This is a genomic window from Pseudomonas sp. IT-P4 (genome assembly GCF_949767755.1).
GTDB lineage: Bacteria > Pseudomonadota > Gammaproteobacteria > Pseudomonadales > Pseudomonadaceae > Aquipseudomonas > Aquipseudomonas monachiensis.
Map to the genome: position 1 here is coordinate 173,850 of NZ_CATKPX010000023.1, position 16,196 is coordinate 190,045.

General features: G+C 59.4%; 14 protein-coding genes. 4 read left to right on the top strand and 10 right to left on the bottom strand.

What is annotated here, in order from left to right; translation table 11 throughout:
* On the top strand, positions 1-1,809 hold the full coding sequence (gene oadA / locus ACM6IT_RS07310) for a sodium-extruding oxaloacetate decarboxylase subunit alpha (RefSeq protein ID WP_414913562.1): 1,809 nt from the start codon (positions 1-3) through the stop codon (positions 1,807-1,809).
* A 108-nt stretch (positions 1,810-1,917) separates the two neighbouring features.
* On the opposite strand, the gene ACM6IT_RS07315 is transcribed toward oadA, so the two are convergent.
* From ACM6IT_RS07315 to ACM6IT_RS07325, 3 genes are read right to left on the bottom strand one after another with little or no spacing between them, the layout of a single operon-like run.
* Positions 1,918-2,598, bottom strand: coding sequence for a GNAT family N-acetyltransferase (locus tag ACM6IT_RS07315; protein ID WP_056726817.1), 681 nt, complete (start codon positions 2,596-2,598; stop codon positions 1,918-1,920).
* Positions 2,599-2,614: 16 nt separating this feature from the next.
* Entirely contained in the window at positions 2,615-3,061 is a 447-nt protein-coding gene (locus ACM6IT_RS07320; protein WP_414913561.1) for a GNAT family N-acetyltransferase, read from the bottom strand.
* 10 nt (positions 3,062-3,071) lie between these two features.
* On the bottom strand, positions 3,072-3,695 hold the full coding sequence (locus ACM6IT_RS07325) for an FMN-binding negative transcriptional regulator (RefSeq protein WP_414917759.1): 624 nt from the start codon (positions 3,693-3,695) through the stop codon (positions 3,072-3,074).
* Between the two features lie 92 nt (positions 3,696-3,787).
* Between ACM6IT_RS07325 and ACM6IT_RS07330 the strand changes: the two genes are divergently transcribed.
* Positions 3,788-5,341, top strand: a complete 1,554-nt coding sequence (locus tag ACM6IT_RS07330) for a PLP-dependent aminotransferase family protein (protein WP_414913560.1) — start codon at positions 3,788-3,790, stop codon at positions 5,339-5,341.
* A 349-nt stretch (positions 5,342-5,690) separates the two neighbouring features.
* The gene (locus ACM6IT_RS07335) at positions 5,691-6,149 is read left to right on the top strand and encodes a hypothetical protein (RefSeq protein ID WP_414917760.1); all 459 of its coding nucleotides are present in this window, start codon (positions 5,691-5,693) and stop codon (positions 6,147-6,149) included.
* A 50-nt stretch (positions 6,150-6,199) separates the two neighbouring features.
* Here the strand turns inward: ACM6IT_RS07335 and ACM6IT_RS07340 are convergent, their stop codons facing one another.
* From ACM6IT_RS07340 to ACM6IT_RS07365, 6 genes are all read right to left on the bottom strand, one after another.
* Positions 6,200-7,300: a polyamine ABC transporter substrate-binding protein gene (locus ACM6IT_RS07340; RefSeq protein ID WP_056726822.1), complete on the bottom strand. Its 1,101-nt coding sequence runs from the start codon at positions 7,298-7,300 to the stop codon at positions 6,200-6,202.
* A gap of 15 nt (positions 7,301-7,315) precedes the next feature.
* The gene (locus tag ACM6IT_RS07345; protein ID WP_223542663.1) at positions 7,316-8,344 is read right to left on the bottom strand and encodes a histone deacetylase family protein; all 1,029 of its coding nucleotides are present in this window, start codon (positions 8,342-8,344) and stop codon (positions 7,316-7,318) included.
* Positions 8,345-8,481: 137 nt separating this feature from the next.
* Positions 8,482-9,480 (bottom strand): AraC family transcriptional regulator, encoded by a 999-nt coding sequence (locus tag ACM6IT_RS07350; RefSeq protein WP_223542662.1) that lies wholly within the window; start codon positions 9,478-9,480, stop codon positions 8,482-8,484.
* Between the two features lie 105 nt (positions 9,481-9,585).
* On the bottom strand, positions 9,586-10,590 hold the full coding sequence (locus tag ACM6IT_RS07355) for an asparaginase (RefSeq protein ID WP_414917761.1): 1,005 nt from the start codon (positions 10,588-10,590) through the stop codon (positions 9,586-9,588).
* Between the two features lie 100 nt (positions 10,591-10,690).
* Complete coding sequence (locus ACM6IT_RS07360) at positions 10,691-12,142, bottom strand: alanine/glycine:cation symporter family protein (RefSeq protein ID WP_056726826.1); 1,452 nt, start codon at positions 12,140-12,142, stop codon at positions 10,691-10,693.
* Between the two features lie 485 nt (positions 12,143-12,627).
* The gene (locus ACM6IT_RS07365; protein ID WP_046038891.1) at positions 12,628-14,052 is read right to left on the bottom strand and encodes an aspartate ammonia-lyase; all 1,425 of its coding nucleotides are present in this window, start codon (positions 14,050-14,052) and stop codon (positions 12,628-12,630) included.
* A gap of 180 nt (positions 14,053-14,232) precedes the next feature.
* On the opposite strand from ACM6IT_RS07365, the gene ACM6IT_RS07370 reads away from it, so the two are divergent.
* On the top strand, positions 14,233-15,144 hold the full coding sequence (locus ACM6IT_RS07370; RefSeq protein ID WP_056726827.1) for a LysR substrate-binding domain-containing protein: 912 nt from the start codon (positions 14,233-14,235) through the stop codon (positions 15,142-15,144).
* 123 nt (positions 15,145-15,267) lie between these two features.
* Here ACM6IT_RS07370 and ACM6IT_RS07375 read toward each other — a convergent pair whose 3' ends face one another.
* Positions 15,268-15,858 carry a reprolysin-like metallopeptidase gene (locus tag ACM6IT_RS07375; protein WP_414913557.1) on the bottom strand — a complete coding sequence of 197 codons (591 nt, stop codon included), beginning with the start codon at positions 15,856-15,858 and terminating at the stop codon, positions 15,268-15,270.
* Positions 15,859-16,196 lie beyond the last annotated feature (338 nt).

Genomic DNA, 16,196 nt, shown 5'->3' on the forward strand with positions numbered 1-16,196 from the left:
ATGAGCAAACAAATCCACGTTACCGACACAATCCTGCGCGACGCCCACCAATCGCTGCTCGCCACTCGCATGCGCACCGAAGACATGCTGCCGATCTGCGACAAGCTCGACAAAGTCGGCTATTGGTCACTGGAATGCTGGGGCGGCGCGACCTTCGACGCCTGCGTTCGCTTCCTGAAAGAAGACCCGTGGGAGCGTCTGCGCCAACTGCGCGCGGCGCTGCCTAACACCCGTCTGCAAATGCTGCTGCGTGGCCAGAACCTGCTGGGCTACCGCCACTACAGCGACGACGTGGTCAAGGCCTTCGTCGCCAAGGCGGCGGTCAACGGTATCGACGTGTTCCGCATCTTCGACGCCATGAACGACGTGCGTAACCTGCGCGTGGCCATCGAAGCGGTGAAAGCCGCCGGCAAACACGCCCAGGGCACCATCGCCTACACCACCAGCCCGGTGCACACCATCGAGGCCTTCGTGAACCAGGCCAAGCAAATGGAAGCCATGGGTTGCGACTCGGTGGCGATCAAGGACATGGCCGGCCTGCTGACTCCGTACGCCACCGGCGAACTGGTCAAGGCGCTGAAAGCCGAGCAATCGCTGCCAGTGTTCATTCACTCCCACGACACCGCTGGTCTGGCCGCGATGTGCCAAATGAAGGCCATCGAAAACGGCGCCGATCACATCGATACCGCGATCTCCAGCTTCGCCTGGGGCACCAGCCACCCGGGCACCGAGTCGATGGTCGCCGCCCTTAAAGGCAGCGAGTTCGACACCGGCCTGAACCTGGAACTGCTGCAAGAGATCGGGCTGTACTTCTACGCCGTGCGCAAGAAGTACCACCAGTTCGAAAGCGAATTCACCGCCGTCGACACCCGTGTTCAAGTCAACCAGGTACCGGGCGGGATGATTTCCAACCTGGCCAACCAGTTGAAAGAGCAGGGCGCACTCAATCGCATGAGCGAAGTGCTGGCCGAAATCCCGCGTGTTCGTGAAGACCTCGGCTTCCCGCCGCTGGTGACCCCGACTTCGCAGATCGTCGGCACCCAGGCGTTCTTCAACGTGCTGGCCGGCGAGCGCTACAAGACCATCACCAACGAAGTGAAGCTGTACCTGCAAGGCGGTTACGGCAAGGCGCCGGGCACCGTGAACGAACAACTGCGTCGCCAGGCCATCGGCAGCGAAGAAGTGATCGACGTTCGTCCGGCCGATCTGCTCAAGCCGGAAATGGCCAAGCTGCGTGCCGACATCGGTGCACTGGCCAAGTCTGAAGAAGACGTACTGACCTTCGCCATGTTCCCGGACATCGGTCGCAAGTTCCTCGAAGAGCGTGCTGCGGGCACCCTGACGCCAGAAGTGCTGTTGCCGATTCCTGAAGCCGGCGGCGTCGCCTCTGTCGGTGGGGAAGGCGTGCCAACCGAGTTCGTCATTGACGTTCACGGCGAAACCTACCGCGTCGACATCACCGGTGTTGGCGTCAAGGCCGAAGGCAAGCGTCACTTCTACCTGTCCATCGACGGCATGCCGGAAGAAGTGGTGTTCGAGCCGCTCAACGAATTCGTCGGCGGCGGCAGCAGCAAGCGCAAGCAAGCCACTGCACCGGGTCACGTCAGCACCACCATGCCGGGCAACATCGTCGACGTGCTGGTCAAGGAAGGCGACACCGTCAAGGCTGGCCAGGCTGTGCTGATCACCGAAGCGATGAAGATGGAAACCGAAGTCCAGGCAGCCATCGCCGGTAAAGTCACCGCCATTCACGTGGCCAAGGGCGACCGGGTGAACCCGGGCGAGATCCTGATCGAGATCGAAGGCTGAGTTAACAGCCGCGATACAACGCTTTATACCTCGGGGGAGCATGTGCTCCCCTTTTTTTCGCCCGAAATTCAACCCGCGGCCTTCGCCGAAGAATGCGGTTTTATGGATTCAGGACTGTTGCGTTCTGCACTCCACCAACCCTTTAACCTGACCCGAGGCGGTTTGGTTCTCATCGCTCAGCCACTTCTCGAACCCGGCGCCAATCGCCGGCCATTCCGAATCCAGAATCGAGTACCACGCGGTGTCCCGATTTTGTCCTTTGACCACCATGTGCTGACGGAACACTCCCTCAAAACTGAAGCCCAGGCGCTCGGCCGCGTATTTGGAGCGGGCGTTGGCGTTGTTGCATTTCCATTCCAGGCGACGGTAACCCAGGGCAAAGGATTCCTTGGCCAACAGGTAAACCGCCTCGGTGCTTTTCGGCGAGCGCTGCATCGGGGCGCCGAAGGTAACGTGGCCGATTTCGATGCGGCCCTGGGCCGGGACGATGGACATCAGGCTGAGTATGCCCTGGACCTCGCCGCTGGCGCGGTCGATTACGCTGAAGAAATACGGGTCGCTACTGGCCGCGTGGTTGTTCAGCCAGTCGTTGAAGACGCTGCGCTCAGGGAAGGGGCCGTAAGGCAGGTAGTCCCACAGCTTCGGGTCGGCGCCGGGGCCTTGCAGGGCGTTGAACAGGTCGTCGCCGTGGCGCGCCGGGTCGAGTTTTTCCAGGCGGATGTAACGCCCTTCGATCAGTTGAGTCGTGGGGGCCGGGACGCCTTTCCAGTCGGCGAGTGAAATCGACATGCTGTTCTCCTTGAACTTAGATGGCTTTGCGAAACTGGATGAAACCCGGGCGTTCGGCGATGCGCTCGTAGAGCTGGATCGCGGTGGCGTTGGTTTCGTGGGTCAGCCAGTGGACCTTGTTGCAACCGTCGGCCTTGGCCGTGGTGTAGACGAATTCGATCAACTGGCGGCCGACACCGGTGCCACGGGTTTCCGGGACCACCAGCAAGTCCTGCAGGTAGCAGGAGTTCTCGATGGCCCAGTTCGAGCGATGGTAGATGAAATGCACCATGCCCACCGCTTTACCGTCGACCCAGGCGAGGGCGGCGTGGGTTGGCTCGTTCGGATCGAGCATGCGCTGCCAGGTGCTTTGGGTAACGGCCTCCGGCAGTTCGGTTTTATAGAAGCGCAGGTAGGCTTGCCACAGCGGCAACCAGGCCGCGTGATCACCGGCGGTGACTTGGCGAATGTCGATTTGACTCATGGTGACTTCCTTAGCGCATTAATTGGGCGAGGCTTTGGTCGTTGACGTCGGGGCTGGCGGCCAGGCCTTCGCGCACACCGGCGATGTCGGCGGGGCTGCGGTTCTGGCTGAGCTTGCGCTTGCCTTCCAGACGGTCGATGGGGATGGCGAAACCGACAATGGCCTTGAGCATGCCGTCGATGTAATCGGCGGGGGCATCGGCCACTGACCACGGTTGGGCGCGGCCAGCTTCATGACGATCGGTGAGGGTGCTGACGATGTCGAGCAGCCGTCCGCCATCGCTGAAGGTTTCGGCTCGGCCATAGGCGTGTACGGCGACGTAGTTCCAGGTAGGCACGACTTTGCCGTGTTCGGCCTTGCTTGGGTAGAAGCCAGGGCTGACGTAGGCGTCGGTACCGGCAAATATCAGCAGGGCTTCGGCGCCGTCGCGCAGGTCTTTCCATTGTGGATTGGCTTTGGCCAGATGCCCGTACAACGTGCCGTTCGAGCCTTGTTCGCAGTGCAGCAGCACCGGTACATGGCTGGCTTGCAGGCCGCTTTCACCATGGGTCACCAATATGGCGAGACGGGTGGCGAGGATCAGTTCATGCAGTTGGGACAACTCGTCGATGGCAAAAGCACGTGGCGTATACATGGAGATATTTTCCTTGGCGAATGCCTGCATCCTAGGCAGGCTATTGGTCTGTTGTAAGAGCCATTAACGACCAATTTCATAGGTCCATTGCGATGACCAGCGAACCACTGTCCCTGACCTTCAACCCGGCGGGTATCGAACTTGATCGTCGCCAGGGGCTGAGTCGTCAGCTCTATCAGGCATTGCGCACGCGTGTGCTCGACGGACGACTGGCCAGCGGTACGCGTCTGCCGGCCAGTCGTGATCTGGCTGCCGCGCTGGCGATTTCCCGTAACAGCGTGGTGCGCGCCTACGATCAGTTGTACGCCGAAGGGTTTATCGAAGGGCGGGTAGGCGACGGGACTTATGTCGCGCAATTGCCCCAGGCAACCGTGCCGGCAAAAAAACTATCCACAAAAGTATCCACAGGGTTTTCAACAGGGTTACCCACAGCCTTATCCACAAATTGGCTCGATTTACCTGTGGATTCATCCAGCAAAGTTATCCACAACGACCCGTTGACCCGGGTCAAAAACAACCATTTAGCCAATCCTCCGAGCGGTCCGCCCCGGGCATTTCGGGTGGGTGTCCCGGCGTTCGATCTGTTTCCATTCGAGGTCTGGGCCAAGCTGAATGCGGCTTTCTGGCGCAAGCCGGATTTTCAACAGCTGTGCTACGGCGACCCGGCAGGCGATGCACGCCTGCGCGGGATGATCGCCGCGTATTTGCGCAGTTCGCGGGGCATGCAATGCACAGCTGAGCAAATTTTGATCACCAGTGGCGCGCAGCAGGGAATCAGCCTTTGTGCACAGTTGCTGGTGGAGCCCGGCGACGGGGTGGCGATTGAAAATCCGGGGTATCGGGCGGCCGGTCATGCCTTTGCCGTGGCGGGGGCGCGGTTACACGGGGTGGCGGTGGACAGCGAGGGTATCAATTGCAGCGAACTGTCAGCACTCGATGATTGTCGGCTGACCTACGTCACGCCGTCCCACCAGTATCCCACCGGCGTGGTCATGAGCCTGGCGCGACGTCTGGAGCTGCTGGCCTGGGCCGAGCGCACCCAAGGCTGGATCGTCGAGGACGATTACGATGGCGAGTACCGCTACAGCGGCGCGCCACTGGCGCCTTTGGCGGCACTCGATCGTAACGGGCGGGTGTTGTATGTCGGCACGTTCGGCAAGGTCGCGTTTCCGGCATTGCGTCTCGGTTATCTGGTGCTGCCGCCGGGGCTGGTGCAGGCGTTTGCGCAACGACGTGCAGTGGACGTACGGCATTCCGAAGTCAGCACCCAGGCGGTGATGGCCGAGTTCATGGCGGCCGGGCATTTCCAGCGGCACATAAGGCGCATGCGGCGTGCGGCGCTGAGTCGGCGCAATACCTTGCTCAGCGGTTGGCCGCTGGATATTCCAGGCATTGGCAAGCTACCCACCGTCGCCGCGGGGCTGCACATGACGGTGCCGGTCGACAGCGTGGCCCGTGAACGCGAGCTGATCGAGTTGGCGAGCAGTGTCGATGTCGAGGTCAACGGCTTGAGCAGTTATTGGCTGCCGGATTGCGCAACCCCGATGGATCAACGCGCCGGTCTGGTACTGGGATTTGCCGCGGTGCCCGAAAAGGCCATCGAGGCGGCGCTGCAACGGTTGCGGACGGTGTGGCGTGCTGGCTGAAACGTGCGAGGTCTTGATAACGACGGGGGCTGCGGATCGCCGGGTCGACACAGTTTTGTGGTGTCCTTTTTCTGGTCAGGTAACCCACCACGTCGTAGCCAGGCTACATGGTTAAATGTCGAAGTTGTAGTTGTAACAAAGTTATATGAAACACTTTCAGGATTGACCGAGCACATCAATGCGCATAAATAATTTGTGCGTAACGGAGGAAGTGTGCACGCAAGCGAAATCGATAATTTCTGTTGTGTATTCTTATTGCCGTTTTATAAGTTTATTTATCATTCGATTCTATGAAGTCATGACCTGAATTCGGGTGTTTTTTTGCTTGGACTCATCAAGGAATATTACTATGAAACATTTACACGCAAAGTGCCTGAAAGCAGCGCTGGAAGCAACGAGGTGCCAGGGCCTGCGGCAGGTAACGGGCGACCACTTTACTGCAACGATTGATGGTGCGGCCTTTAACGCCGATGACGTTCAAGGATTTATCAGTTTTGGTGTAAAGATTGTGGTGGGAGTCATTAATGAGGGAAATAATCGGCGATATATATCGGTGGCGGCGGATGAAGATCTTGGTGACGGAGAGCATGATGTCAGTCTCGATGGAAAAGTCACCATCGGCTATATGATAGAAAATGCAGGGGAGCCGAATCTGGAATATCCTGCGGAGTCTGGTCGAGCTCATATTTGTGGTGAAGGTAATCAACAGGAGTTCTCTGGCTCATTCAATGTCACGTTGATTGAAGAGTCGCCTTACAAAGAAATTGAAGCAACTTTCAAGGTGGCCAATTTGCATCGCCTGGCCTGAGTTCTAACAATAAAACCTCCTGCCAGCAACGGCAGGAGTTTTTTCTTATCTCAAGTCCCGGATTTGATCTTGGTCCAGGCCCGGGTGCGCGCACGTTCGGCATCGCGCGGCAGCGGTTGCAGGGTGTAGAGCGTGCCCATCGCCGCGTCGGTCGGATACAGGTTGGGGTTGTTGCGGATCGCCGGATCGACCAGTTCCGTGGCGTCCTTGTTCGGGTTCGGATACCCCACGAAGTCACTGACCGGTGCAATCACTTGCGGCTGCAGCAGGTAGTTGATGAAGGTGTAGGCGTCTTCGGGGTTTTTCGCCCCTTTCGGAATCGCCAGCATGTCGAACCAGATCGGCGCGCCTTCTTTCGGCAGGCGCATGTCGACAACAACACCGTTCTTGGCTTCCTTGGCGCGGTTGGCGGCTTGCGAGAAGCTGCCGGAATAACCGACTGCGACACAGATGTCACCGTTGGCAATGTCGGCCATGTACTTGGACGAGTGGAAGTAAGTGATGTACGGACGGATCTTCATCAGCAGTGCTTCAGCCTTGGCGTAGTCCGCGGGCTTCTTGCTGTTGGGGTCCAGGCCGAGGTGTTGCAGGGCCAGCGGCAAAATCTCGGAAGGCGAGTCGAGCAGGGCGACGCCGCACTGCTTGAGCTTGCTGATGTTCTCTTCCTTGAAGATCAGGTCCCAGCTGTCTACCGGCGCGTCGGCGCCCAGGGCTGCCCTGACCTTGTCCGGGTTGAATCCGATCAGGATGGTCCCGTACATGTACGGCACGGCGAACTTGTTGCCTGGGTCGTTGGCTTCGATCAGCTTCATCAGCTTGGGATCGAGGTGGTTCCAGTTCGGCAGCTTGCTGCGGTCCAGGGGCTGGAATACCCCGGCTTCAATTTGCTTGGCGAGGAACACATTGGACGGCACCACCACGTCGTATCCGGAGTTGCCGGTCAGCAGCTTGGCTTCCAGTGCTTCATTGGTGTCGAAGATGTCGTAGACCAGTTTGGTCTGGGCGTTCTGGGTCTTGAAGTCTTCCAGGGCCTTGGGGGTGATGTAGTCGAACCAGTTGTAGACGCGCAACGTCCGCTCTTCCGCGTGTGCGGTGCCGCTGAGCAGCGTGGCGCACAGGGCTGGAAAAATAAAACGCTTAAGACTTTTCATTCTTCTACTTCCTCATTAAGCGCTTTCAAAACCTTCGAGAACGTTTACGGCATTGATGCCGATTTCTTCCACGGCATAGCCGCCTTCCATGACGAACAGCGTGGGTTTGCCGAGCGCTGCGATGCGCTTGCCCATGGCCAGGTAATCCGGGCTGTCGAGTTTGAATTGCGAGATCGGATCGTCCTTGAAGGTATCGACACCCAGGGACACGACGATGATGTCGGCACCGTAGCTTTCGATCTCTTTGCAGGCTTGTTCCAGCGCTGCGCTCCAAGTATCCCAGCCTGAACCGGCGGCCAACGGATAGTTGAAGTTGAACCCTTCGCCAGCACCTTCGCCGCGTTCATCTTCATAGCCGAGGAAGAACGGGAACTCGGCTTCCGGGTGGCCGTGAATCGAGGTGAACAGCACGTCGCTGCGCTCGTAGAAAATCGATTGGGTGCCGTTGCCGTGGTGGTAATCGACGTCGAGGATCGCAACTTTTTTGTGGCCCTGATCGAGGAACGCCTGGGCGGCGATGGCGGCGTTGTTGAGGTAGCAATAACCGCCCATCAAATCGCTGGCGGCGTGGTGTCCCGGTGGGCGGCACAGGGCGAACGCAGATCGGGCGCCGCGCTGGATTTCCGCTTGGGCGGTGAGGGCGACCTGTGCTGCGCTGTACGCCGCTTGCCAGGTGCCGGCGGTAATCGGGGCGCCGCCGTCGAAGCTGTAATAACCGAGTTGGCCGTGCAGGCTGGTGGGTTTGATCGGGCGCAAGGTGCGTGCAGGCCAGGTGTAGGGCAGCAGGTCACCGTCGGTGTTGAATTCGGTCCAGCGCGTCCAGGCACCCTTGAAGAAGTCGAGGTAGTCGCGACTGTGGATGCGCGCGATGGGCTCAAGACCGAAGTCCTTTGGCGCTTCGACTGGGCCAAGGTTCTGGTTCTGCACGCGTTGCAGCACGTGGTCGGCGCGCGAAGGCATCTCGAAGCACGGCTTGAGCTGGCCGTCGATGAGTTCACAGCGGCCATGGTGCAGGTGGTGATCGTCAGAGTAGATCGTCAGCATTTGTTGTTCTCCGCAGGGCTGATTCGGTTGCCCCCAGTGTTGCGGCGCACGACGAATCGGAGAACGGCAGGAAAGGCCAAAAGGGGATCGATACGGCCAAAACATTTGACCGAAATTCGCCCCTTGCTCCCACAGGTTTATCCGTGTGGCCGGAACTGGCTGGGCGCCACACCACTCCAGCGCACAAACGCATGGCGAAAGCTCGCGGTCTCGCTGAAGCCCAGCGCCTCGGCAATTTGATAGATCGGCAACTGATCCTCGCACAGCATTTGCTTGGCCTGCTCGAAGCGCAGTTCGTCGAGCAGTTCCTGATAGCTGCAACCCATGTCCTTGAGATGCCGGCGCAAGGTACGCGCCGAACAGTTCATTTGCTCGGCCAGCCCTTCCAGCCCGGGCGCGGCATTCAGTTGCGCGCTGAGCAATTGGCGGATCCGTCCCAGCCAGGCCTGACGCCCGGTGAACTCGATGTTCTGTTTGCGGCAGCGTTCGGCCATGGCTTGATGGGTGATGACATCGGCCAGCGGCAGTGGCTGGTCGAGCCAGCGCTTGTCGAAGGCGAAGGCATTGTTCCGCGCGTCGAAGTGCACCGGGCAGTTGAAGTGTTCGGCGTAGGTCGCTTCGTAGTCGGGCGCGGCATGTTCGAAGCGTGCGCCGAGCAAGGGCAGGGAATGGCCGAGCAGGTCGTCACAGGTGACTTTCAGCGACACCAGGCAGAACTCGGCGTTGAACACCGCCATGGCCGGGCTCTCGCGGTAATCGGCGGCGGCGAACCAGATGCGCTCGCCATCGTCCTCCAGGCTCAGTTCGAAAAGTGTTCCCAGCAGCGCCGGGTAGCGCATCGCCAGACGCAAAGCGTCACCGAAGGTGGCACTGGTGAGCAGGGCGTAACCGAGCATGCCGTAGCAGGAAACGTGCATCCGCCGGCCCAGTTCCAGGCCGATGTCGCGCTTGAGGGCGACGGCGTTGGCACAGACCTGCATTTCCTGATTGGTGGTGATGCGCGTGTCGGCACGGTTCAGATCCGCCGCACTGATGCCGCTTCCGGCCAGCAGCGCTTCGCTGGACAAGCCTTGTGCCTTGAAGGCATCGAGTACCAGGGAGACGGCGTTGAGCGTGGTGAGGTGGGAGTGGAGCATGAGGACTTCCAGCCTTGGGGTGGCTGGAACGCAGCAAGTTGTATGCCGGGTGAGAGTCCCAATGTGGGAGCGGGCTTGCTCGCTCCCATAGGGTTATGTGTTGATTCAGCTCAGTTCGCCGCACAGGTCGAGTTCGACAAGCCGACGGACTTCGTCCGTTTCAAGCCCCGCACCCAACAACCCATGCAACTTGCCGAACGCCGCCTCACGGGTCATGCCGCCACCGGACAACACGCCCACACCGCGCAAGCGACTGCCGGCTTCATAAACATCCAGTTCAACCCCGCCTTCGTGGCATTGCGTGACGGCTACCACGACCACGCCGTTGTCCCGCGCACGCGCGAGACTGGCGAGAAACCCGGGGTTGTCGCTCGGGCCGGTGCCGCTGCCGTAGCACTCCAGCACCAGGCCCTGAATGCCGCTGTCGAGCAAGCCATCCAGCACTTTGGCGCCGATGCCGGGAAACAGCGGCAGCACCGCGACGCTCGCCAATTGTTTGGGCTGGTTGTAATTCAGTTGCGACGGAACCGAAGTCGCCTTCACGCCACCGCCCTGACGCTCCAGTCGCTTGAACGGATGACGGCCAAAACTGCGTACCTTGGCGCAACGGGTCGGGTCCAGCAGTTCGCCATGGAAGTACAGATGCACGCCCGGCGCCAGGCCCTGGCCCAGCGCAACCAGCGCGCCGCCGAGGTTTTCCCAGGCGTCGCTGTCAGTCACGCCAGCTGGCAGCATCGAGCCGGTGAAGCACACGCGGGCATGCAGGCCGAGCAACTGGAAACTCATCGCGGCTGCGCTGTAGGCCAGGGTGTCGGTGCCATGCAGGATAAGCACGCTGTCGCAACCCTGAACATCCACCGCATCGACCACGGCTTCACGCAGCTGCTGCCAATACGTCGGGGTCATGTTGGCGCTGTCGATCAGCGGCGACATTTCACGAAAGCGCCATTGCGGCACCACCAGCTCGGGCTGGCTGTGCAGGTAGTCGCGCATCCGCGCTTCGAAGCCGGATGCCGGGGCCAGGCCGTTGGCGCTGGCCTGCATGCCGATGGTGCCGCCGGTGTAGAGCACCATGACGTGCTGAGCGGCGGGATAGATCGGGGCATTCATGGGAGGTTCTCCAAAAATGATGACAGCTTGTTTCCGAGCATGACGCCGGTTGCAAGCTGTGTCACGTCGGGCGCAGGGGATGCGCCCGGTTTTCTACCGATCAGCGTTGCGCTGCGGTCACGCCTGCCGGAGCAGCTTCAGCTTTGGCGGTGGGTGCTGGCGGGTTCGCCGGCCAGGCTTTCAGGTCCAGATCCAGATCCGGGAATTTGCTCGAATCGAATACCGGCGTGGTGATGCCAGCGGCGCGCTGGTCATCGTAGTCACGCAGGATGCGCATGCCGACCTTGAACAGCAGGAACAGCGCGATCAGGTTGACGAACGCGAGCATGGTCATGGTGATGTCGGCGAAGGCAAATACGGTGCCGAGGTTTTCGATGGCGCCCCAGAAAATCAGCACCAGTACCAGCGCGCGATAGCCCATCAGCGCCTTGCGGTTTTCACCGATCAAAAAGCGCAGGTTGTTCTCGCCCAGGTAGTAGTTGTAGAGGATCGAGGTGAACACGAACAAAGCCAGGGCCACGGAGATGAACATCCGGCCCCAGTCACCGACCACGGCGGCCAGAGAGTTCTGGGTCAGGGCAATGCCGTCGCCTTCGAAGCCCGGGGTGTAGAAGCCGGAGAGCAGGATTAGCAGCGCGGTGCAGGTGCAGATCACGAAGGTATCGAGGAACACGCTGAACGCCTGGACCACACCTTGTGCCACCGGGTGCTCGACCGCCGCGACAGCCGCTACGTTCGGCGCACTGCCCAGGCCGGCTTCGTTGGCGAACACGCCCCGCTTCACGCCCATGACGATGGCGCTGCCGATCAGGCCGCCGAAGGCCTGGTCCAGACCAAAGGCGCTCTTGACGATAGTCATCAGCATGCCCGGCACATGGTCGAACTGCAGCACGATCACGTAGAGGGTCACGCCTATGTACACCAGGGTTTTCACCGGCACCAACAGGTCGGCGACCTTGGCGATGCGCTTGATCCCCCCGATGAACACCAGGCCCAACAGCACGGCCAGGCCGATGCCGGTGTAAGTGGTGTCGAGGCCGAAGGCGTTGTTCAGCGAGTGCGTCACGGCGTGGGCTTGCAGGCCGTTGAAGGCGAAGCCGAACGTTACCAGCAGCAGGAACGCCATCAGCATGCCCAGCCAGCGTTTTTGCAGGCCGTGCTGGATGTAATAGGACGGGCCACCACGGAACTGGCCTTCGGAATCGCAGCGCTTGTAGAGCTGGCCGAGTGAGCATTCGAAGAAGCTGCTGGACATGCCGACCAGCGCGGTCACCCACATCCAGAACACGGCACCGGGGCCGCCGAGGGTCACGGCAATGCCGACACCGGCGATGTTGCCCGCACCGACGCGGCCGGCGAGGCTGAGCATCAGGGCCTGGAACGAACTGAGTTGCCCGGCGCTGCTTTTGAGGCTGTCGCGGAACACCGCGAACATGTGGAAGAAGTGACGCAATTGAACGAAACGCGAGCGGATCGTGAAGTAGCTACCGAGCCCGACAATGAGCACGATCAGTACTTTCCCTGAGAGGAAGTCGTTAATGACTTCGAGCATGGATTATTCCTCGCTGTTTTTTGTGTAGGCAACAATGCTGGCCGGACAGACACATCGAGTTACACCCCTTGGCGCACGGCACAATGGGCGGTTCGACGTTCGTCCCGGTTTCATATCGCGGGTTTGTTATTAGTTCGGGTTTCGCATGGGTTGTGGCCTCGCTACCGACGACCGCTCATGCGAAGAGGGGCGGCACTATACCGATCAGTGGCGCGCCCGTCTGCACAGTAGTGGTGCAAGCGACGAAACGAGGTGCTGCAGAATCAAAAGATCGCAGCCTTCGGCAGCTCCTACAGGTGTACGTCAAACATGTAGGAGCTGCCGAAGGCTGCGATCTTGGCGGTATCAAATACACAAAACATTTAACGTCCTGCCCGCGAAGAAGTTAAAAAAAAGGGCCTGGGGACTAAATCCCCAAGCCCTCAAAAGGTGAGAGGTGTCTAGTCCCTCGACCTGGTGAGCGGTGCTACAAGTAACGCGTCGGGTTATGCCTTCAGAGGCACCAGGCGCGGAGCAATCATGTTTTCCGGGCGCAGGATGTCGGCGAGCATGGCTTCGTCGAGCAGACCTTCTTCGCGCACCAGTTCCAGCACGCCGCGGCCGCTTTCAAGGGCGAGGCCGGCGATGCGGGTGGCATTCTTGTAGCCGATGTACGGGTTCAGCGCGGTGACCAGGCCGATCGAGTGCTCGACCAGTTCACGGCAGCGTGCTTCGTTGGCGGTGATGCCGACGATGCAGTGTTCGCGCAGCATGTCCATGGCGCGTTGCAGCAGGCGGATCGAGTCGAAGATCTTGAAGGCGATCAGCGGCTCCATCACGTTCAGTTGCAGCTGGCCGCCTTCGGCCGCGATGGTCAGGGCCAGGTCGTTACCGATGATCTGGAACGCCACCTGGTTGACCGCTTCCGGAATAACCGGGTTGACCTTGCCTGGCATGATCGAACTGCCTGGTTGACGCGCCGGCAGGTTGATCTCGTTGATGCCGGTGCGTGGGCCGCTGGACAGCAGGCGCAGGTCGTTGCAGATCTTCGACAGTTTGACCGCGGTACGCTTGAGCATGCCGGAGAACAGCACGAAGGCGCCCATGTCGGAGGTGGCTTCGATCAGGTCGGCGGCCGGTACCAGCGGTTGACCGCTGATCACTGCCAGACGCTGAACGGCCAGGTGCTGGTAACGCGGGTCGGCGTTGATGCCGGTGCCGATCGCGGTGCCACCCAGGTTCACTTCGGTCAGCACTTCCGGAGCCAGGGTCTTCAGGCGTGCCAGGTCTTCACCCAGGGTGGTGGCAAACGCACGGAATTCCTGACCCAGGGTCATCGGAACGGCGTCTTGCAGCTGGGTACGACCCATCTTCAGGACGTGGTTGAATTCTTCACCCTTGGCCGCGAACGCTTGAATCAGGCTGTCGAGGCTGGCGAGCAGGGCGTCGTGACCGAGCAACAGGCCCAGACGGATCGCCGTCGGGTAGGCGTCGTTGGTCGACTGCGCCATGTTCACGTCATCGTTCGGGTGCAGGTACTGGTACTCGCCTTTCTGGTGACCCATGGCCTCCAGCGCGATGTTGGCGATGACTTCGTTGGCATTCATGTTGGTCGAAGTGCCAGCGCCGCCTTGGATCATGTCCACCACGAATTCTTCGTGGAAGTCGCCGCGGATCAAACGTGCACAGGCTTCGCTGATGGCAGCGTGCTTGGCTTCGCTCAGGTGACCCAATTCACGGTTGGCGTCAGCGGCGGCCTGTTTAACCATCGCCAGGCCGACAACCAGTTTCGGGTAGTGCGAAATCGGAACGCCCGAAAGGCGGAAATTATTCACCGCTCGCAGGGTCTGGATACCGTAATACGCTTGAGCCGGTACTTCGAGGGCGCCAAGCAGGTCATTTTCTGTGCGGAATGATGCAGCGGAGGACATGATAGAAATCATCTCAATATGGACCCGGTCTGTGCCGGAACGTTGTGAATGCTAGGCCTGTGGAGAATTTTGGGCCAATGCTGTTAAACACTAGGCTATGCATATTCGGCATAATACCCGTGTGACGCCGTCCTGACGGCGAGCGTGTGACCTAAATTGGTGCATGTCCGGGAGGGCGTGATGAATCTGGAAAGCAAATGGCTGGAGGACTTCAGTGCCCTGGCCGCCACCCGCAGTTTCTCCCAGGCCGCCGAGCGGCGTTTTGTGACGCAGCCGGCGTTCAGTCGGCGAATCCGCAGCCTTGAAGCCGCGTTGGGGCTGACCCTGGTCAACCGTTCGCGCACGCCGGTGGAGCTGACGGCGGCAGGGCAATTGTTTCTGGTCACCGCGCGCACCGTAGTCGAACAGCTGGGCGAAGTGCTGCGCCATCTGCATCACCTGGAAGGCGGACAGGGCGAAGTGATGCAGGTCGCTGCCGCGCACTCCCTGGCGCTCGGTTTCTTTCCGCGCTGGATCGCGCAGTTGCGCAACGAAGGCCTGAATATCGCCACGCGGCTGGTGGCGACCAACGTCGGTGACGCGGTGCATGCATTGCGTGAAGGCGGCTGCGACCTGATGCTGGCGTTCTACGACCCGGACGCCGCCATGCAGATGGACCCGGAAATCTTCCCCTCGCTGCACCTTGGGCACACCGAGATGCTGCCGGTCTGCGCCGCCGACGCCGACGGTAAGCCACTGTTCGACCTGGAAGGCGAAGGCAGTGTGCCGTTGCTGGCGTACAGCGCCGGTGCGTTTCTCGGCCGTTCGGTGAACATGCTGTTGCGTCAACGGGCGCTGCGCTTCACCACCATCTACGAAACCGCCATGGCCGACAGCCTGAAAAGCATGGCCCTGGAGGGACTGGGCATCGCCTGGGTTCCGCAGTTGAGCGTGCGTGCCGAGCTGACGCGTGGCGAACTGGTAGTGTGTGGCGGTCCGCAATGGCATGTGCCGCTGGAGATCCGTTTGTACCGCTGTGCGCTGGTGCGCAAAGCGAATGTCCGGTTGTTGTGGCGCAAGCTCGAGAGCGGCGTAGCGGGTGCTACTGTTTGAGAGCCAGGAACTCATGGCCAGTTCTGTGGCCATGAGTTGCAGCAACTGTTCATTCAGCGTAAGCGTGTTAATGGCACAAACACGCCATGCGCGGATTTCAGGTCGCGCGATACCGAAACGAACTTACGCAAAAGTGCTAAGGTGTTTGCGAATGTTTTCCCTGTTTTTTTCACTGTATCGATAAGCGTTTCCACGTACGCCTGAGAATTCGTCCGAGAGCATGATCGTGTCGTGCCACCAGCCGTCATAGATGACTTCACTGTCTTCATGTGTCGCGCCCAACATGTGGCCTATTTCATGTGCTGGGACTTGTTTGGAGGTGATCGCCGCAATTGCGCAATGACCTTTGACTTGGCCGTACCCGCGTATCGATTCGAGGAGACCCCCTGCCTTTGTGTTGATATTGTTTCGGGTCAACAAGAGGACTTTCGTCAGGCCCGGTTCATTTTCTTCATATTTTAATATCTTTGTATACCAGTCCCGTATCAGATTGCACCACCCTCGCAGCGCAGCTGAACCATCTTCGTTTCTGTAGTTGTATCCTGACAACTCCGGAACTTCATGATGAGCGTGCATCAAAAATCTGACCTTGCGTTCCGAGATGGATTCAAGCTCTGTTTTCAGCCAGGAAAAGTAATCGGTGTATAAATCATTTTTTTGATATTCCTGAAGATCCTTGTGAAGGACAACTATTATGGTAATAGGCTTTTTCATATTTGTACTCCCTGTTCAATTATGATTTTTTGCCGTTTTATATTTGCGTTGTCTGGCGATGTTCGCAATTTTTAAGTGGGTTGAATTGTTTCTGTTGAGAGCTTCAATGAACTTATGATCACCAGATCCGCACATTGAATTGCGAATTGTATTGAGCTACTAAGTTAAGAAATTCACGACATTCAGGCAGTCAAATGACTGACTTGATAGTCAAGAAATACCTATTTTTCGAGCGCGTGACAGATGGTCGCCACAGGGGCTGTTTATCCGCTTCTTTGAGGTATACTGCGCGGCCTTCGGCCGGTTACGACCGGCCATAATTCGTACAATCAAGCCAC